The sequence below is a fragment of the Puribacter membranae genome, from assembly GCF_055380425.1.
This window is the reverse complement of record NZ_AP040167.1, coordinates 1,001,735-1,018,816: the sequence shown is the minus strand read 5'-3', so window position 1 is coordinate 1,018,816 and position 17,082 is coordinate 1,001,735. Positions and strand designations below refer to the sequence as shown.

Sequence of the window (17,082 nt, the reverse complement as noted above, 5' to 3'; positions counted from 1 at the left end):
ATCTTGGTATTAGGCTTTTGATTCTTTTAATGTAGATTAAAAAAATCCGCATCAGATAGACGCGGTATTTTTGTGGTGAATGGTGAATTTAATTTCAGGGCTTTGTGGCGATTTTTGATGTCTGGGTATGCCGCACTATTAACTGTTATTTTTTCGCCCGCTAACCCCCGTCAGGAAAATTTCTGACGCTATTCGCGCGTCCAACTCACTCGTCAAATAGTTTGCCTTGAGTTTTCGCACGCATCATTTCCCCGACCTCTTTCAAGATTCGATAAATCCATTGGACGGACATCCCGTATTTTTGAGCCAGCTCAATTTGATTCCTGCCATCAAAATCTGCCCAAATTTGTAAATCACGCTCGCTGGCGCGGCCACCCACATTTTTTGGAATATAAATCAGCTGGCCACCCCAATTGGTTGTAATGTAGTCCGCAACACGCAGCCCCACATCACGCGCTTTTTCTGGTGCAATCGAGGGGAACGCCGCTTTAATTTGAGCAGCCACTTGGTCTTGTAAGTCAGATACAAGCTCGGGTACACGATCATCCATCTTGACCTCCTGTGTTTGTTACCATGTCCTTAAACAAGGTTTGTGCGTGTTGCCACTGCGCTACATCACAATCCAATATATTCAACTTCAGCTCACGACGCACGATGGCATAAATCGTCCGCGCCGAGGTTTTTGGGTTGACATTCGGCAGCATGGCGCGAAATGGTGCGGTGCGTACACGGTCACGCCATTTTTTCAATTGCTCGATGACGTCTGATGCTTGGTCAATATCCAAAAATTTAGGGTGATCTTTACGGGTGACGCGTTTGACATACGCACACATAGCCAGCTCACTTGAGTCACGAACCGCGCCGAACTCATGCAGCTCAATCCACAGGCCACGAATCATTTTCACTTGGTCTCGATCATCACCAATCGGCAGGTCAAGCTTGGCGGGTACTCGTCGGTTTTGCTTGGGTTTACGGGCTTTGAAGCCGCAGCGTTCCATGTGCTTGAGTACCTTCGCACGCTCGACGTGCGTCAGATCGGCGGAGCTGTCCGTGCGTCCTTTGCTGATTTCGCGTAGCAAATTACGGTAAGTGTCTTCAGACATCGACAGTTGTTTGCGCGCAATGTGAATTTTTTGCAAATCGGCGGTGCGCATTTGAGCGAGTGTGCGGCCGGTCATGACAGTAGTCCTTGTGGTTTTTTGCCGCCGACACCGTGATGCAGTTGCGCGTTTCGTGCCTCGATGCGGCCGTTGAAATAGTCGTTATCCGTGATGTTTCGGCCTTTGACACGATCCCGCATTTTCGCGGTCTCCATGTCCGGATATTTGCTGTCCATGTAGTGTTCGATCAATTGCTTGGCTTTGTCATTGCTCGCAAAACTCTGCACCAGATTGGCCACACCGTTGATATAGCCTCGGGCGAACACATCGCCGCGCGCAGTCTTGGTCTCTGTTTTGCATTGTTTGGGCTGCGCGTTCATGTAACGGCGGCGAGCTTTTGCGCACTGCTCTGACAAGATCTCAAACGAATATTGTGCAATTTCAGCCGCCGGATTCACCCCGACAAAAACGTAGTAACGATGCGTGCGCATTCGAGAACCAGACAACCAGCGTCGCTCATAAGTCGTGAAATGCCGACACCCAAATGCCGACGAAATCAGATTTGCAAGCAATGACTCCCATGCGACCACACCCGCATTGCTGGCCTTTGCGCGAATTTCATGCACATCCGACAACTGCACATCAAGCTCACTCAGGCCGTGTATTTGCATCAGCTTCTGCGCTTGGCGCAGTGCAGCCGCAGCTTCATGCGGATTATCCGAGTTTGACAGCGCAAGACATTTTTTAATCTTTTCAATGATTTTTTCGTGTTCCATGATCGTCCTTAAAAGGTGAATTCAAGCACGAAGTGCAACGCTGTTAAAAAGACTTGCAGGAGAAATAAACCCATGCCGTTTACGCGGTCGGTTGTTTAATTTCTGCATGATTGTATCCAAGAAATCGGCATCGATGTGCGCCATCGAAGCCTTTTTGGGAATGTATTGCCGAATCAAACCGTTTGTATTCTCATTTGAACCGCGTTGCCAAGAACAGTATGGTTTAGCAAAGTAAGTCGTGCATCCAATCGCTTGGTCAATCAAGGCATGGTCTGCAAACTCTTTGCCATTATCGAATGTGATGGTATGGACATGTTCCTTGAATGGTGTGAGCAATTCTATGCAGGCTTTTCGCACCAACTCGGCGGTTTTGCGTTCAACCTTGGCGATGAGGGTCAAGCCAGTCATGCGCTCCACCAATGTGACGATGGCTTGTTTGTGATGTGCGCCAATGACTGTATCACCTTCCCAGTGTCCCAGCTCTTCACGGGTCTCAACGCTGGCAGGTCGTTCGCTGATGTCGCGTCGGTTGGGTATTTGCCCTCGGGTTGAGTAGGATTTGCCATAGGCTTTACGCCGCTTTTTGGCACAGCGCAGTTGTTTGTAAAGTTGTCCGCCTTGGTTCTTGTCTGCTCTGACGCGACTATAAATGGTGGTGTGACTAATCGGTAACGCCGCAGCAATTTGCTCTGGTGACCATTCGTCGTTTAGGTATTGGGTGGCAACGTTGAATATATCTGAGCTGATGCGCTTCGCATTTCGGCTATTCAGAGCACGAAGTTCGGACAGGGTTTGAGCGCGTTTTGGACGGTAGCCACGCTTGCTGCGATTGCGTTGCAATTCTCGCGAAATGCTCGATTTGTTTCGCCCTATCGCTTCGGCGATGGCTTTTAGTCTGTGTCCGCTTGCGCTCATGTTCGCTATGATGTTACGCTCTGTTTGGTTGAGGTGGGTGTACTGTGTCATGGCAACTTTCTATTGGCGTAGAGAGGGTCAAGTGTACTCACCTTGACTTCTCTTACCGATTTTTTTGTTGCACTTCGTACTTTAATTTAAGAAATATTGTTTAATACTTAATTGAGCCAATAAATAGAAGTATCTGCGCTCGTCTCGGTCTATCTGTCTTCTGCGGCTAATACACGCGCGCTTTCGCTTTAATCGCTGTCGTCTCATAGTGTCTCCAGTCCCATCACACCAGCGCACTTGCTTACGGTCAAATGCGCTGGAATGAGTGACTACACCGCGCCAGCTAATTCACTGCCGGCATTGAATTTGACGACGTTTTTAGCTGCTATTTTTATCATCTCACCGGTCTGCGGATTGCGGCCGCCGCGCGCTTTTCGGTGTTCAACTCGAAATGTCCCAAAGCCAATAAATTGAGCGTTATCGCCTTTAGTCAGTGCAGTTTTGATGTTGTTAAATACCGATTCGACCGCTTTCTTTGCTTCGACTTTTGACAAGCCGGTGTCAGCGGCGACATAGTTGATGAGGTCTTGCTTGTTCATGGTTTTGCTCCTTGGGTTTTGCCCGTTGCGGAATGCGTTGGGCGGGTTAAAAATCGATATTTATTGCGTTTTCATCTCAATGTCTGGGATAACGGATTGAGGCTTGAAAATTATTCGATAGTGATACGGGTCAACGGCAGAGCTTTCAATCTGTTCGGCGAAAAAAGTCACGTTGTCCGATAGCCCTAAAAAATGCTTTTTGTACTTGCTATCACCTTGCTTGCAAGTCACAGTTAGTTTTTTCGCGGGGTCTTCATTTCCAAGAGAACAAAGCCCCTCAATTACTAAGATGTAATCACCCGTCACCCCGTTGTAAAAGACAATTCTGCGGTTGACTTCAAAATTGTCTGCGGCCTTTGAAAGATTTTTTGATGCAACATCCGCATCACTACACGCCGTGAGTGCTAACCCCATAAATAACGCTACTAAAGTTTTAATGCTCATGACGACTCCTATTCAGTGGTAAAAATGGTGAGTTTTAATGCAACATTCATCACACCCTCGCAATATCTAAGTTGATGGACTCGTAGCGGCCATCGTCGTTGCGCTCGTAAAATCGGATGTAGGGTTTGCTACCCACGGCGTGCATACTGTCGGCGATGGCCTCCATTGCTTTTTGCCACTGCGGATCGGAAATTTTGATCGAGCGCAGAGCCAAGATGCGCGATACGCTCACTTTGCCTTCTTTGTCCACTTGGAACGCATGATTGACCAGCGCGCGGATGTTGTCATTCACGCCGGCAGACCACGTGATCACACATTCATCAATCAACTCTTTGGCCGCTTGCAAACGTTCGTCAAACGACAATCGATCCTGTATTTGACGCACAACTTGGTAACGACCATCGAACGAAGTCAGCGTGACGTTGCCTTTGTTGCCGCCGTACTTCACGCCATACTGCTCAAGGCTGGTTTCAATAAATGCGGACACGTCACCCATTGAGCTGCCTTTGAAGTCATTCAGTTGTGCGGATCGAACCTTGGCCGCCTCACACAATTCTGTGACGGTCTGGTGGCGCAGTTTGTCGATGTCCTTGATTTTGGACTCGGGGATCAGATTACCGGCGGCATCTTGCCAGTATCCTTCGGGGATGGGTTTGGTCTGGGTCATGGTTGCTCCTTTAAAAATAAAATGTGGTTACGCAGCTCATTCAGCGCTTCTTCAATGCCATCCAGTACTGGGTAGGTGACAAAGGTAAATGGCGTGAGTGGGATTTCCACTTGCTTGCTCATGCTGTCCTGCAGTTGCGTCTGAATCTGTTTCAGTTCGCTGCTCAGACGAGCATGCAGCTGTTCTAAAATCACAATCGTTGGTTTGTCCATCTTGTCTCCTAAAGCTTTGGATTAAGTTCTAAAACACGTTGGTCTATGTGATTCAATGCTTGATAAAGCTCGCTAAACTCTGGGCACGCGACGTAGGTTTGGCCGAGTGCAGTGCGGTATTCTTTAATCATGTCTTTCGGCATGAGTCGCTCCATTTCGGCTATTGCCGACCGGATGTGATTCGCGGCATGACTGAGTACTTCAGCCTTGATTTTTTGGTGCATTTTTCACCTCACGTTTAAAAATATTTCGTTGAAACTCGGCAATTTTTGCTTGGCATTTCGCCACATGCACGGGGTCAGTTGTCGGTGGTGGTGGCGGCAAATACGGCTGTGACTCAGGTTTTGGCATGGCTTTGATGATCTGCGCCGGTGATGGCCACGTGTCCGTTGTGCTGGCCACACTCATGAATGCGGTGCGTAGGCGCGGCACATCACGACGCTCATCCCAAGCCTGCGCCGACATCATGACTTCCAGCCATACATTCAGCAGTGCGTCCACGGTGTCATTCGCAGGTGCATTGCGCAGGCGCAGAATCAGCAGGCGTTGCAGTCCTTCGATCACACTGTTTTCGAGCCACACCGGCGCGTTCATCGTTCACCTCGCTTGCGTTGCTCCAGAGCGGTGATCGCCGCCGCTGTACCGGATTGGGGCTTGTGCGCGTGGGTCGATGCTCCATTGACCCACCCTACGGTCGTTCCTGATGGGGCGCAATCATGCGCCCCTACGGGCTGGCGTGCGGCGGTGCTGATGATGACTTCGAGCAGGTAGCCGTGCGATTTCAGTGGCGTTTGCAGGCGGCCTGCGTCGCGCGTCGCGAGCATCTGTTCAATCGCCGCACACCACACGTCGTGCGGGGCTTCGTACAGAGACCCGTTGCGTTCAATGCGCTGGCTTTCAACCATCGGCATTAGTTCACCAAGTAGCGTCACTACGCGTGGCCATGACAGCTTGGATTTCGCGGGGCGGAACATGGCCAGATAGCGCACAATCAGCTTGCCTAAAGGTGTGATCGACAGTGCGAGCGTGAGGGCTTGCGCCGCCGCGTCGTTGTCAATCACGGCTTCGAGCGACATTTCCGCACCGCAGGAGGGACAGCGGATTTGCATCATGACACTCGTATTTGTGGTGTTGAAAATAGCTGGATACCGGCTGCGCGGACACACACACGAGCGTCTTCACCAAAGCGATCCAGCGCCTTTTCCAGCGCGTGCAGAGTGCTCAAGTTTGTCTCTTCATACTCATAGACCTTGCACAATCCAGTAACCACGCGCACTTGGCAATGAATCAGATTCGATAGTTGTGCCATGTCACACCTCTTCAAATTTGAGTATTGGGTTTTTAACTGGTTCGTCCATGTCCGCATAATAAAACTCCACGCAGTCGCCGCTGCCAACACCATAAACTTCCTCGCATTCAACTTGCTCTTGCTGGATAGGTACGCACATCACAATAGCGGCGGCCTGTGCATTGGTCATCTCACCGGATATAATTCGTTCGGCTCTGTTCTCAAAATCACCGCTGATTTTGACAAGGGTTTTACCTGCTTTGACGCCTTCGCCATCCTCAATGAGTATCGAAATTTTTGCCATCTCACACCCCCCGCACAGTGTCACCGGTCACGCGCTCTTGCAGGAGCGAGGCGGCTTCGTTCATGGCGGCACTGACCAGATTATTCACGGCCAGCGGATACAGCAGGCTGTTGGTTTCGACGCCGACGCGGGTGCGTGAGCGCACTGTGAGCCGTTCAGCGATGGCTTCGATTGCGGATTCATCCAGCACGTCTTGGATATCCTTACCGACCCGCGAAAATTTAAACTTGAGGTATTGCCCCAGTCGGCCATCTTCGAGCGGCTGGAGTGTGAGCAGTTCACAGCGTTGCACCACTTCGCGCACGTGCGGATTGTTCTCCGAGAGTTTTTGCGCCAGCTCTGTTTGGCCAATCAGGATGATGCCGAGCAGTCGCTCGAAGCCATTTTTCAACTCAAAAAAACGTTTCAAATGTTTCAGCGTCGGGATGGGCATGCCGTGGGCTTCTTCGATGATGAGTACGTGCTTGTTGCCTGCCTTGGCCGACTCTTGCAGAGCGCGGTGGACTTGGCGAAAACGCGCTTCAGGACTGCGCTTCGGATTTTCGCCCGGTGCGACCGACTCAAGGATGGCTTCGGCGATGTGGGAGGCTTTGAGGGTTTTGCCTTTGATATCGTTGTCTTCCATAGCCAATACATACGGCTCAATCACAATCACCGGCCGATTTTCGTGTACGAGGCGGTCGCTCAAATCTTCGCGCAGTGTGGTTTTACCCGCGCCGGATTCGCCGACGACGGCGATGAAGCCGCCGTACAATGCGGTTTGGAGCATGCCTTCGCGCACGTATTTGATGTCTGGCGTGGCGAATACGTCGCTCGCGTCTTTGATTTCATCCACAAACGGACTGCGGAGCAAGCCAAAGTGTTGCTTGGCCGCTTGTGTTAAGTTGGCGTTTCGTAGTAGCATATCGTCGTCCTTTCTTTCGTTATCGACGGGGTTGAGGGCTGGTGCGGTTTCCGTTTGGCTTGCGAGGTCGGTCGGAATGTCCGCACCTTTTTGTTGTAAAAAATCGGTGAGACGCAGGCGCAATTGGTCTGCGTTTTTTTTCGGCCATTGCCCGTGGTTGATAATCTGCGACATCATCGGGCGGCTGCATTGCACGGCGTTGGCCACGGTGGCGATGCTGATTTTTTGGTCTTGCAAAATGTGTCTGAGCGTGCTCATTCGTGTGTCCCTGTCTTAACAACTTTTAAATGTGCGGCGTGGTAAATCCGCTCGTACACCGCCTGCACTTCATCCGCCGCCATGCCATCGGCGTGGTGCAGTTTCAGATACTCAGCCGCCCGCGCCCAGTCGCGCCCATCCGCGTCAACTTTCGCCTTGATTTTTTGCGCGGCTTGGACAAAGTTCAGGCGTGGGCTGATGACCTCCATGCGGTTGTAATCCATCTGTTTGCCTGCTTTTGGCAGGTAGAGTTTGTTGTCCGCTTCAATGGTCTGCTCTTGGTGTGCGTATGGGTCGATGCGTCCACCGAATGGCAGCACATTGGTTTTGCGCTTGGCTGCTGCTTCGTCCAGCGTGCCCGCACCGGTGATGATTTTTTCAACCGCTTTGGCATTGCTTTGTGCCACGGTGTCGGCGTGCGCTTTGTACGACTCACCGATGATCACGGCATCCGCCGCAAAGCCTGCCTCATCGAACTGCATCGGTTCGAGTACGTGCCATTGCTCATGGCCGTCGGCATCTATCACCGACACTTGAGCTGCGTCCACACGCCACGGATTTTTGGCGACCATGAGTTTTTGGCCAACCATGACATTCGGCACATCTTTGACCGAGTACACTTGGCCGCCGAATTTGATTTCCAAGAATGTATTAACCTTCGCTTCTTTTGGTGCGCTGTACGCCAGATCACGGCAATGCTCGGCGGGCGGAGGCAAGATTAACTGCTCGGCGGTAATGCGATTCCAGCATTGGTAGCGGGTCATGCCGTGGCGGGTGTGGATTTCGGTGCTGTTGTAGTAGCGCATCCAGCGTTCGGCCAACGCGTTGAGCTGGTCGATGTCAAACACTTGGATAAAGCGCAGGCCGGATTCAAACTCCACCTCTACAAGGTCATTACCTTTCTCCACCGAGCCTTTGGCACGCGGATTTTTTGGCTTGTTGATTTGCACATGGATGCCCAGCGCAGCGCACAGCGTCTTGAATGCCGCGCTGGTATTGGCGCTGCCGGGGTCGAGCATCGCCATGACCGGCACGCCGCGAAATGGATCACGAGTTGGGTCACGGGTCACGCCACCTACGCCATGCATCATGTAGATCAGGAAGTCGCACAGATTCGCGCTGGTCTCACCACCGAAATAGTAGCGAGCGATGACCACGCCGCTGTAATGATCTGTGCCCGTGTAACGCCAGACCCGATCATTGACGATTTTTTGAATGTTTTTCGGTTTGTTTTTGTAGAACTCTTCCGCCTCCATCACGCGCAAACCGCTGTCTTTACCCACTCGCGGCAGGTAGTACAGCACGCATAGAGACGGGTCGATTTGCCACACATGATTCGGGTGCTTTGAGCGCAAATGGACTGCTGGTGTGGGCTGAAGCAATTGGTCGGGGTGCAGATTGTAATCGCGCAATGCGCGGGTAATGGTGGACTCGGACAACGGTCGGATCACGCCATCCGAGTCGATAAACTCAGCGCGCACCAGCCCATTCGCACGCATCATTTGTGTGGCGCGGCCGATGCTCATGATGCGCTTGCCATTTTTGCGCGCGCCTTCCATGACCGCGCCGCTGATCAATTGCGCCTCTTCGTATGTGAGCGAAGTGTTGCCCGCATCGGCGCGGCGTTTACGCGGCGTTTTGACCGTCACTTTTTTTAATTGGCGATAGAGTTTATCCATGCTCCAGCCCAATGCTGCCGCCTGCTCCGACAGATAGGCGGTTTTTTCGCCGTGGCCGAGCGTATCGGCCTGCCGTGCGATTTCCATCAGTCGTTCTGTGATTGCCGCATTGCCCATGATGATGTCCGATGTTTGATTAGTTTTCGTCTTTCAGCCATGCCGGTGTGGCATCGGTCGGGGCTTCGCGTGGTAGGCCGTAGGTCTCGCGCAGGTATTCGCAGTCGCGGATGATTTGATTCAAGCAGCCCACCATTGTGGGTGCATGATCCACGCCGTTCGCTTGCCCGTGTTCGATCAGTTGCACCAGCACCGGCTGGATTTGCGTGAGCGCAGAGCGCACGCCAGTTTGCGCGGCGTTCAGGGTAGCGTGCAATTCCTCACCAACTTTTGCGGGGTCTGCATCCGCCAGTTTTTTGCGGGTTTTTTCTAATTTGTGATTCAGCTCGTCGATGGTTTCTTGCTTGGACGCGGACACTTTGCGTGCGGCCTCCAAGTCCTCCGTAGCATCAACCAGCTTAGTGGAAAGCTCGGCCTTTTCTTTAGCATGCTTCGCCGCCATTTCTTCCATAAGCTCCAAAACGTCATCTCGGGTTAGATGTTCTTGTTGAGTTGCTTCTATGATTAAATTTCGGTCACTTTCGTCAGGCAATGAGCGTAATTTGCGCATGTCTCGCAAACCCATACCAATGTCTTGCGCACGACTCAAAAAGTCCTCTCCAAACTCTTTAAGCATCATTAGATGTTGGTCGATGGTGTCTTTCGATACAGGCAAAAACTGACAGTATTCGCTCCAATTCGTAACCGTTACGACTTTTCCATCAGGCAATTTTTTCACTAAGCCTTTGTATTTCTTGGATTCTTTGATGTCATGCAGTATCTTTAAATTCGTAACCGTTACGAATTTTCCAACAACATCAAAAGCCCGAATCATGCCCAGCACTTCGTTAGCCTCTGCATTGGCGAGCACGATTTTTTGCGCTTCAGAGCCAACGTTTTGAATATCCGTCACAGTCATTTTTCCCTCTTGCATATTTTTCTCCTAATCAGCTCATGCTGCCTGCGGCGATGCGCTGGTTCATTTCGGTAATTTGCCCCTGAATACGGGCGATTTGGGTAGCGTAGGCTTGAGCAATCTGGATCATTTGCACACTGTGGGCAAATCGCCCGTTATCCAACTTAATGGCCAGTCCTTCTTCAATCAAATCTTCCAAGTCACGGCTGACATCTGTGGGCGATAGACCGAGCGTGTCGGCAATTTCCTTGTTCGATAAGCCGGTAATGGCTTGTCCTTTTAAGGCTTTAAGCACCTTGAGTAATCGGCATCCTTTATGGCTTGGCATTTGCTCACCCTTCATTAATTTTGTGTACTGTTTTGGTACGGGTTTGGTACAATCTTTTAAAATTAAGCGGCGTGGTCATCGGCAGATTTGATGCCCAACGCAACGGCGCACTCGTGGGCTTTGCCGTATTTGCCTTTGCTCAGTCCATTGAGCACACGATTAACCAACCAGCGCGGATGGCCAATCTCTGCTGCGACTTGGTCGTAGGTTTTGCCTTGTGCGACGATTCGAGCCTTGGCTTTTTCCCGTGCGGGTGCATACGGATCATTTTTCACATGACCTCCTTGGAAGTGAATTGAGATGGAAGAGTTTTTGGAATACGAAGCAGTGATGACCCTAATGACGCTGACAGGGGTTCAACGATTCGGTTGGGATGCGCTGGGTCACATACTAATGGTTGAATGTTCAACAGCGAAGTCACGCGTTCCCATTGGTCTGACTCGCGAAGCGGCAGAATCACTACGTGATGCGCTTGTGCAAGCTCTTGACCATATGCCAGTCGAAGCAAATGCCAAACAATAAAGTGCTTAATACGCTTCATTTTTTGTCCTTAGGGGTTCAATATGGATTCGAAAAATACAGGGATGCGGTACATCTGCCCACAGTGCGGGCATTTGATGGCTACCGCACATCCGCGCCCAAACCATGCGTGGACGGTGAGGCGTGACCCTGAGCTGTGGCATCGCTGTGAGGCGTGCGCTTGCTTCGCCATCCCAGAAGAGCTCTTAAAATTCGGAGAGCCTTTGTCAAGGGATGTGTTTTGGATGTTTTCGAGTTGTCCGAATGCTTATGAGTGCAGTCTGCATGACCAATACGGCGCAGACTGCGAAGAGGGTCGGGTGATGCAAAAGTGCTTTGTGGCACTTCATACAGGACTTGATATTGCCAACCATGCGCTGTCTGAACTAACTGAACCCGCTCGCCGGGCTCGGCGTGAGGCAGCTGAAAAATCATTCCCAAAAGACGGACTTCGCGTTTCGCCGAAACGATTCGAATAAAAGGTGTGGGGTTATTCATTTTTACCCTTCAAGGTAGTGCTTAAATGGTTTTTAAGTAGTGCATAGGTGTATTATGGTGTAATTATTTACACCTGTCAACAAAGAGTGTATTTTTTTACACCAAATTTGAGGTAAGTATGCAAGAGGACGATAAAGAGCGGCTTTACCAAGTTGCCATGCGAAAAATTGGAATTGGTGAGAGATTGAGGAATGAGAGGAAACGGTTGGGCTTACAACAGCCGGTAATAATGGCGCATTTAGGAGCCGCAAAAAAAACGATAATCAACTGGGAAAATGGTCAAAGCTCACCAAGTGCAGATCAAATAGCATCGTTGGTTGAAATTGGATTTGATGCTATCTATATCCTTACAGGCGTAAGATCACAGCCTGTTGAAAGTACGTTATCCCAGCGAGAAAACGCTGTATTAGATCATTACCGCAATACGGACGAAGTCGGACGCCGTGCAATCGAGCAAACAGCCTCTGCTTTGGCGCAATCTGCGCAAAAAGCGACAGGCAAAAAACGCGCGTAAATTTGAAACCAATGAGCAATGTACTAATCAAAAATAATTGCTCATGCCCCGTTGAGTGTCTGGAAGAAACAGAGCTGGATAATCGAATTAATTATCCTTTGGTATTTGAATGCAGACTCTGTCAACAACTGTGGGTATGCTCATGCTTCAAAGATTACTTTTCCTTAGATACTTTACGAAAACAACTTCACATCCGCCCAGAACTGTTTTTAAATCGCGTAGATGCCGTGCGTTTTCGACCTAAAATCTGTGCGCTTTGCACCAATCCGTCTGTGCATGTGCCAAAAGATGAATATATGACCCACTATAGCAATGGGTTTGTTCGATTGTATTGGCCTTATTATGTTCGACAATCCATTATCTGGAATGTGGATTTTTATATTGAGCGACCATCTAAAGAAGAGCGAGAACAGGTACGAAAAATTGAGAATTATTTGCGCAAGGTCATGCGATTCCCATTAAGCCCTCGTCCATTCCATGAGTACTATTTATTCAATTGCATTCGTAAGTTAGTATCTCCCTTGCAGGTGGTACATCATTATCGTGGCGCAGAGTTAGAAGGATTGGAGATTGATTTTTGGATACCTGAAAAACAACTGGCTATAGAATACCATGGTGAACAGCATTTCAAACCGATTGCGGTTTGGGGTGGTGAGGATGGCCTTAAAAAACGCAAAGCCAATGACAAAAAGAAAAGGGCTCTGTGCAAAAAATTAGGTTATCGGCTCATTACCATGACCTATCATCAAAAACCATACTATCAGCTCGTTAAAACGATACTGGAAAGAGAGTTGGGAGTTATCTGATATTGCCACGCATTCGCGTGGTTTTTCTTTTTTTAATTCACATTAAAAGTCATCGGTCTCGCGCGCACGTACACTGCTCCCATCATTTTTAAAAAGGAGCAGGTAATGGCAAAGCAATCAACAGACCTCCCGTGGATCGTCGAGGCGCGGTGTTACGTCGGCATGGCTGAGATTCCGGGCAAACAACACAATCCCACGATTCAAAACTGGCTACGCACGCTCAAGGCGTGGTGGTCGGATGACGAAACGCCGTGGTGCGGCACGTTCGTAGCGTACTGCTGCCGCGTAGCCGGTCGCGCCGTGCCTAAAGACTGGTTTCGCGCATTGGCATGGGCTGATGCAGGTGAGCGTTTGACCGCTCCGGCTTATGGCTGTATCGCGGTGTTTAACCGCGCCGGTGGCGGCCATGTGGGCTTTGTGGTCGGTCGTGATCGTGATGGTAATTTGATGATTTTGGGCGGCAATCAGGGCAATAAAGTGAGCATTGCCAAGTTCTCCAAAGATCGTGTCGTCGCCTATATCTGGCCATCGGTCAACGGTGCAAAGAATCAACCGGCGAAGGATCGTTATCAATTGCCGGTTTTGGTCAGCAATGGTGCATTTTCAAACAACGAGGCGTGAGGTCAAGATGAAGTTTATTCGATGGATCGGCGGCCTGTTTACGAACCCTACCACAGGTGATATTTCACACACGAAGCTGTGGGCGAATGTGGCCGCTCTTGTGATGACAGTAAAGTTCGCCCGTATGGATACGCCTGAGCTGGACTTATGGTGGGCATACGGTTCAATGGTCGGCGGCTATGCGCTGATCCGCCGTGGCATTGCCGCAGCACAGCAGTTCGGACAAACCTCTGACAAAAATGCAGCAGATGAAAAGGAAGTTGCTTTTTCTCAATGGTCAAAGGTGGCAGACCAAAAATCCAATAAAACAACAGGAGGCAAAGATGCTCAAACTACCGAGTAATCCGTGGTTGTTCGTTGCGCGTGTTCTTTTGGTCGTCACGATTACCGCGCTTATTTGCGAGCTATTTTATGTCGAGGGCTACGACTCAGGCAAAGCGAAGCAATTAACCGAGCAACAAGGACTGGAACTGCAATGGAAAGAGCAGGCACTCGCTGACGAGCGCGCTTACACGGCACGACTCGAGGCAGTACAAAAAGAATGGGCGCAAAGCGTGTCATTCACTGCCGCTCAATCGGCGGCCTTGGCGCAGTCCAATCAATCACTGCAAACCCAAATGTTTCAACTTAAAAAGGACATTCCAAATGTTATCCAAACTGATGCAAATCGCAGCGGCTGTGTGCGTGGCCTTGGCATTGACAGCCTGCGCGTCTACAACCGCGCCCTTGGCTACGCCGATTAAAACCATAGACCGCCCCATGTTGCCGCCCGTGGCCGGTGAACTGCTGGTCGTGCATGTGCGTCCTGCGCCGCCCGCCGATGGATCTCCTGAAGCATTGCTCAATCATGTGGTCGAATATGGTGGTTGGGTTGCTCAGATAGAAGCACAACTCAAGGGATGGCAGGACTGGTATCGCAACGTTTTGACAACACAACGGGTGCAATGATGGACGTAGCAGATGTGGCCGCGAAACGCGAAGCTGAGTTTTTAGCCGAGGCATTGAGCAAGCATACGCACCACGCGCATGGAGGCAGCCTGAGCCATTGCGAGGACTGCGGTGTTTCGATCCCCGAAGCGCGGCAAAAGGCGATTCACGGCGTGCGATTGTGTGTGGCGTGCCAAACGATTTTAGAAAAGCAAGGTAGATGATGACTGAAAAAACCTTTATCAGCATTGAGTTCTGGCAATTGGTGATGTTTGCCATATCTATTTTGGGCGGCTACTGGGGCTTTGCCCAGCGACAGTTGGCGCAGTACCAAAAGCAGCAGGAAGAGCGCCACGAACGCCAAGACCGCATCAACGAAAGCATGGTCGCATTGAGCAAAGAGTTTTTAGAGTTTCAGGCGAAATTACCGATGACCTATGTTTTGCGTGATGACTATATTCGTGGTCAAGCGATTTTGGAGGCCAAAATGGATGCGGTACACAAGACGCTGAGTGAAATTTACAAAATGGAGAGCCTGAAAAAATGAGCTTAGAACAAGTCCGACGAGAAGGGATGCGCTGGAACATCATCAACACGCTGAACAAAGCTCGCCCGCATACCACCAGCGAGGTGTTTTTACTCGATGTGATGCGCGGCATTTATCATCAAGCGACTGCGCTGGAGTTGCGCCAGCATTTGGAGTATCTGTCTGATCGCAAACTGGTTGGACTGACAAAACAGCCCAGTGGTCGCTGGTTCGCTGACCTGACACGACTCGGTGTGGATATTGCCGAGTACACGATTGATTGTCAGCCGGGCATTGCCCGCCCTGAGAAGTATTGGAGCGACTGATGGCACAGCGTTCAACGGTCGAACTACTGCCCGAAGAGGTACGCCACGCTCTGGAGCGTAGGCTCGCTGAGTCGGGCTTTTCTAATTATTCGGAGCTGACCGATTGGCTCAAATCGCAGGGCTATGAAATCAGTCGCTCGGCCGTACACCGGTTTGGCCAAAAGGTCGAGCGTCGCTTTGCGTCGATCAAGGCCAGCACTGAGGCCGCCCGTCTGATTGCCGAAGGCGCGTCCGATGAGGGGGACACCCGTTCCGAGGCGCTCATGGCGATGCTACAAACCGAGCTGTTTGATGCAATGGTGGAGATTGGCGAGTTTGATGATGAGCGTTTATCCGCCGTGGATCGTTTTGGGATGATGGCGGGAGCCGCGAAAAATATCGCCGCATTGGCCAGTGCCAGTACACGTCTCAAGCAATTTCAAGCCAACCTCAAAGATAAGATGGACAAAAAATTCGCCGAGCTGGAGGCAGAATCATCCAAACAAGAAAGTGGCTTGGATGCTGAAACCTTGCGCCGTATTCGTCAAGAGGTGTACGGGGTGATGACATGACCGCAACGAAGGTGAACCAACCCGCTTTGACCCTGTATCCGTATCAAAAAAAATGGCTGTCTGATCACAGTCGTTTCAAGGTCGGGATGTTTGCGCGTCAGACGGGTAAAACCTTCACCACCACGCTTGAAATTGTGCTGGATTGTTTGGAGGCGGAGGCGCGTGGGCAGCGTACGCGCTGGGTGATTTTGTCACGCGGGGAACGTCAGGCCAAGGAAGCCATGAACGAGGGTGTGAAGCGCCATTTAGAGGCGGCGGGTGTGGCGTGTGAGGTGTTGGAAGTGCCGTTCGACGCGACCACGAATGCGCTGGAGGTGATACTGCCCAATGGTAGCAAAATCACTGCGCTACCGGCGAACGCCGATACGGCGCGGGGCTTTTCGGCGAATGTTTTTCTGGATGAGTTTGCCTTTCACCAAGATTCACGCGCGATTTGGAAAGCCTTGTTCCCTGTGATTTCAGCCGGTTGGAAACTGCGCGTGGTGTCTACGCCGAATGGCAAGGGTAATAAATTCTATGAGTTGGTGACGGACGTTAAAAACACCGAGTGGTCGCGTCATATTGTGGATATTTATCAGGCTGTGGCCGATGGTTTGCCGCGTGACATTGAGCAGCTCAAAGCGGGTTTGAATGACCCTGACGCTTGGGCGCAGGAGTTTGAATTACAGTGGTTAGATGAGGCGTCGGCATGGCTCAGTTATGACTTGATCCACGGCGTGGAGGATGGCTCTGCGGGTGTACCGGCACACTATAACGCGGGTATGTGCTACGTCGGCGTGGACATCGGCATTCGCAATGACTTGTTTGTGATTTGGGTATTGGAGCAAGTTGGCGATGTGCTGTGGACACGCGAGATTATCACGCGCCGTCGCGCGAGTTTTGCCGAGCAGTCGGATTTGTTGGCGGATGTGTTTGAGCGTTATCGGGTGTTGCGCTGTTGTATGGATCAGACCGGTATGGGCGAGAAGCCGGTGGAGGATGCGCAACGGGCGCATGGCACGAATCGGGTCGAGGGTGTGGTGTTCAGCACCAGTAGTAAATTGTCGCTGGCCACGATTGGCAAAGAGGCGTTTGAGGATAAAAAAATCCGTATTCCGCAAGGTGATACGGACTTGCGCAGTGACTTGCACAAACTGCAAAAAGTCACCAGCCCGACGGGTGCGCCGCGCTTTGTGGCTGAGTCGGATGCGAGCGGTCACGCGGATCGAACGTGGGCATGTTTCTTAGCGCTCAATGCTGCGCATGGCGATGTGGGCGAGGTGCGTGTGAGCAGTCGTCAGCGTCGCTATGGCGCGAATTTAACCAATGGGTATTGAT

Annotated in this window: 30 protein-coding genes; 12 read left to right on the top strand and 18 right to left on the bottom strand. The window is 50.9% G+C overall.

What is annotated here, in order from left to right; all coding sequences use genetic code 11:
• Positions 1-205: 205 nt before the first annotated feature.
• The 18 genes from ACZ41M_RS04990 to ACZ41M_RS04905 all read right to left on the bottom strand — a co-directional run bounded on the left by ACZ41M_RS04990 (position 206) and on the right by ACZ41M_RS04905 (position 10,752).
• Positions 206-550, bottom strand: a complete 345-nt coding sequence (locus ACZ41M_RS04990) for a Mor transcription activator family protein (protein WP_464730021.1) — start codon at positions 548-550, stop codon at positions 206-208.
• Positions 543-1,178: a gp16 family protein gene (locus tag ACZ41M_RS04985; protein WP_464730022.1), complete on the bottom strand. Its 636-nt coding sequence runs from the start codon at positions 1,176-1,178 to the stop codon at positions 543-545. Before ACZ41M_RS04985 ends, ACZ41M_RS04990 begins: the two co-directional genes overlap by 8 nt.
• The gene (locus ACZ41M_RS04980) at positions 1,175-1,876 is read right to left on the bottom strand and encodes a DUF2786 domain-containing protein (protein WP_464730023.1); all 702 of its coding nucleotides are present in this window, start codon (positions 1,874-1,876) and stop codon (positions 1,175-1,177) included. Before ACZ41M_RS04980 ends, ACZ41M_RS04985 begins: the two co-directional genes overlap by 4 nt.
• Positions 1,877-1,897: 21 nt before the next feature.
• Positions 1,898-2,842, bottom strand: coding sequence for an IS30 family transposase (locus tag ACZ41M_RS04975; RefSeq protein ID WP_464730024.1), 945 nt, complete (start codon positions 2,840-2,842; stop codon positions 1,898-1,900).
• A gap of 269 nt (positions 2,843-3,111) precedes the next feature.
• Positions 3,112-3,381, bottom strand: a complete 270-nt coding sequence (locus ACZ41M_RS04970) for an HU family DNA-binding protein (RefSeq protein WP_464730025.1) — start codon at positions 3,379-3,381, stop codon at positions 3,112-3,114.
• 60 nt (positions 3,382-3,441) lie between these two features.
• Positions 3,442-3,825, bottom strand: coding sequence for a beta-sandwich lipoprotein (locus tag ACZ41M_RS04965; RefSeq protein ID WP_464730026.1), 384 nt, complete (start codon positions 3,823-3,825; stop codon positions 3,442-3,444).
• Positions 3,826-3,874: 49 nt separating this feature from the next.
• A complete protein-coding gene (locus ACZ41M_RS04960; RefSeq protein ID WP_464730027.1) occupies positions 3,875-4,492 on the bottom strand; it encodes a DUF3164 family protein in 618 nt (205 codons plus the stop codon).
• Complete coding sequence (locus ACZ41M_RS04955) at positions 4,489-4,704, bottom strand: hypothetical protein (RefSeq protein WP_464730028.1); 216 nt, start codon at positions 4,702-4,704, stop codon at positions 4,489-4,491. Before ACZ41M_RS04955 ends, ACZ41M_RS04960 begins: the two co-directional genes overlap by 4 nt.
• An 8-nt stretch (positions 4,705-4,712) precedes the next feature.
• Positions 4,713-4,928 (bottom strand): hypothetical protein, encoded by a 216-nt coding sequence (locus tag ACZ41M_RS04950; protein WP_464730029.1) that lies wholly within the window; start codon positions 4,926-4,928, stop codon positions 4,713-4,715.
• A complete protein-coding gene (locus ACZ41M_RS04945) occupies positions 4,906-5,298 on the bottom strand; it encodes a hypothetical protein (protein ID WP_464730030.1) in 393 nt (130 codons plus the stop codon). Before ACZ41M_RS04945 ends, ACZ41M_RS04950 begins: the two co-directional genes overlap by 23 nt.
• Complete coding sequence (locus ACZ41M_RS04940) at positions 5,295-5,816, bottom strand: hypothetical protein (protein WP_464730031.1); 522 nt, start codon at positions 5,814-5,816, stop codon at positions 5,295-5,297. Before ACZ41M_RS04940 ends, ACZ41M_RS04945 begins: the two co-directional genes overlap by 4 nt.
• On the bottom strand, positions 5,813-6,013 hold the full coding sequence (locus ACZ41M_RS04935) for a hypothetical protein (protein WP_464730032.1): 201 nt from the start codon (positions 6,011-6,013) through the stop codon (positions 5,813-5,815). Before ACZ41M_RS04935 ends, ACZ41M_RS04940 begins: the two co-directional genes overlap by 4 nt.
• Before the next feature lies 1 nt (position 6,014).
• A complete protein-coding gene (locus ACZ41M_RS04930) occupies positions 6,015-6,296 on the bottom strand; it encodes a hypothetical protein (protein WP_464730033.1) in 282 nt (93 codons plus the stop codon).
• 1 nt (position 6,297) lies between these two features.
• Positions 6,298-7,458 carry an ExeA family protein gene (locus ACZ41M_RS04925; RefSeq protein ID WP_464730034.1) on the bottom strand — a complete coding sequence of 387 codons (1,161 nt, stop codon included), beginning with the start codon at positions 7,456-7,458 and terminating at the stop codon, positions 6,298-6,300.
• The gene (locus tag ACZ41M_RS04920; RefSeq protein WP_464730035.1) at positions 7,455-9,254 is read right to left on the bottom strand and encodes a transposase family protein; all 1,800 of its coding nucleotides are present in this window, start codon (positions 9,252-9,254) and stop codon (positions 7,455-7,457) included. Before ACZ41M_RS04920 ends, ACZ41M_RS04925 begins: the two co-directional genes overlap by 4 nt.
• 19 nt (positions 9,255-9,273) lie before the next feature.
• Positions 9,274-10,167 carry a hypothetical protein gene (locus tag ACZ41M_RS04915; protein WP_464730036.1) on the bottom strand — a complete coding sequence of 298 codons (894 nt, stop codon included), beginning with the start codon at positions 10,165-10,167 and terminating at the stop codon, positions 9,274-9,276.
• 13 nt (positions 10,168-10,180) lie between these two features.
• Entirely contained in the window at positions 10,181-10,477 is a 297-nt protein-coding gene (locus ACZ41M_RS04910; protein WP_464730037.1) for a helix-turn-helix domain-containing protein, read from the bottom strand.
• Between the two features lie 62 nt (positions 10,478-10,539).
• Positions 10,540-10,752, bottom strand: coding sequence for a helix-turn-helix domain-containing protein (locus ACZ41M_RS04905; RefSeq protein ID WP_464730038.1), 213 nt, complete (start codon positions 10,750-10,752; stop codon positions 10,540-10,542).
• Positions 10,753-10,777: 25 nt separating this feature from the next.
• On the opposite strand from ACZ41M_RS04905, the gene ACZ41M_RS04900 reads away from it, so the two are divergent.
• From ACZ41M_RS04900 to ACZ41M_RS04845, 12 genes are all read left to right on the top strand, one after another.
• Positions 10,778-10,999 (top strand): hypothetical protein, encoded by a 222-nt coding sequence (locus ACZ41M_RS04900; protein ID WP_464730039.1) that lies wholly within the window; start codon positions 10,778-10,780, stop codon positions 10,997-10,999.
• Positions 11,000-11,612: 613 nt separating this feature from the next.
• Positions 11,613-12,008, top strand: a complete 396-nt coding sequence (locus ACZ41M_RS04895; protein WP_464730040.1) for a helix-turn-helix domain-containing protein — start codon at positions 11,613-11,615, stop codon at positions 12,006-12,008.
• Between the two features lie 11 nt (positions 12,009-12,019).
• Positions 12,020-12,814, top strand: a complete 795-nt coding sequence (locus ACZ41M_RS04890) for a hypothetical protein (RefSeq protein WP_464730041.1) — start codon at positions 12,020-12,022, stop codon at positions 12,812-12,814.
• Between the two features lie 105 nt (positions 12,815-12,919).
• The gene (locus ACZ41M_RS04885; RefSeq protein WP_464730042.1) at positions 12,920-13,435 is read left to right on the top strand and encodes a TIGR02594 family protein; all 516 of its coding nucleotides are present in this window, start codon (positions 12,920-12,922) and stop codon (positions 13,433-13,435) included.
• A gap of 7 nt (positions 13,436-13,442) precedes the next feature.
• The gene (locus ACZ41M_RS04880; RefSeq protein WP_464730043.1) at positions 13,443-13,778 is read left to right on the top strand and encodes a hypothetical protein; all 336 of its coding nucleotides are present in this window, start codon (positions 13,443-13,445) and stop codon (positions 13,776-13,778) included.
• Complete coding sequence (locus ACZ41M_RS04875) at positions 13,759-14,178, top strand: hypothetical protein (protein WP_464730044.1); 420 nt, start codon at positions 13,759-13,761, stop codon at positions 14,176-14,178. The genes ACZ41M_RS04880 and ACZ41M_RS04875 overlap by 20 nt, the downstream gene beginning before the upstream one ends.
• A 16-nt stretch (positions 14,179-14,194) precedes the next feature.
• Positions 14,195-14,383, top strand: coding sequence for a hypothetical protein (locus ACZ41M_RS04870; RefSeq protein ID WP_464730045.1), 189 nt, complete (start codon positions 14,195-14,197; stop codon positions 14,381-14,383).
• Positions 14,380-14,586, top strand: coding sequence for a TraR/DksA family transcriptional regulator (locus tag ACZ41M_RS04865; RefSeq protein ID WP_464730046.1), 207 nt, complete (start codon positions 14,380-14,382; stop codon positions 14,584-14,586). Before ACZ41M_RS04870 ends, ACZ41M_RS04865 begins: the two co-directional genes overlap by 4 nt.
• The gene (locus ACZ41M_RS04860; protein ID WP_464730047.1) at positions 14,583-14,909 is read left to right on the top strand and encodes a hypothetical protein; all 327 of its coding nucleotides are present in this window, start codon (positions 14,583-14,585) and stop codon (positions 14,907-14,909) included. Before ACZ41M_RS04865 ends, ACZ41M_RS04860 begins: the two co-directional genes overlap by 4 nt.
• Entirely contained in the window at positions 14,906-15,214 is a 309-nt protein-coding gene (locus ACZ41M_RS04855; RefSeq protein ID WP_464730048.1) for a hypothetical protein, read from the top strand. Before ACZ41M_RS04860 ends, ACZ41M_RS04855 begins: the two co-directional genes overlap by 4 nt.
• Positions 15,214-15,765, top strand: coding sequence for a DUF3486 family protein (locus ACZ41M_RS04850; RefSeq protein WP_464730049.1), 552 nt, complete (start codon positions 15,214-15,216; stop codon positions 15,763-15,765). Before ACZ41M_RS04855 ends, ACZ41M_RS04850 begins: the two co-directional genes overlap by 1 nt.
• Positions 15,762-17,081, top strand: a complete 1,320-nt coding sequence (locus ACZ41M_RS04845; RefSeq protein WP_464730050.1) for a terminase large subunit domain-containing protein — start codon at positions 15,762-15,764, stop codon at positions 17,079-17,081. The genes ACZ41M_RS04850 and ACZ41M_RS04845 overlap by 4 nt, the downstream gene beginning before the upstream one ends.
• Position 17,082 lies beyond the last annotated feature (1 nt).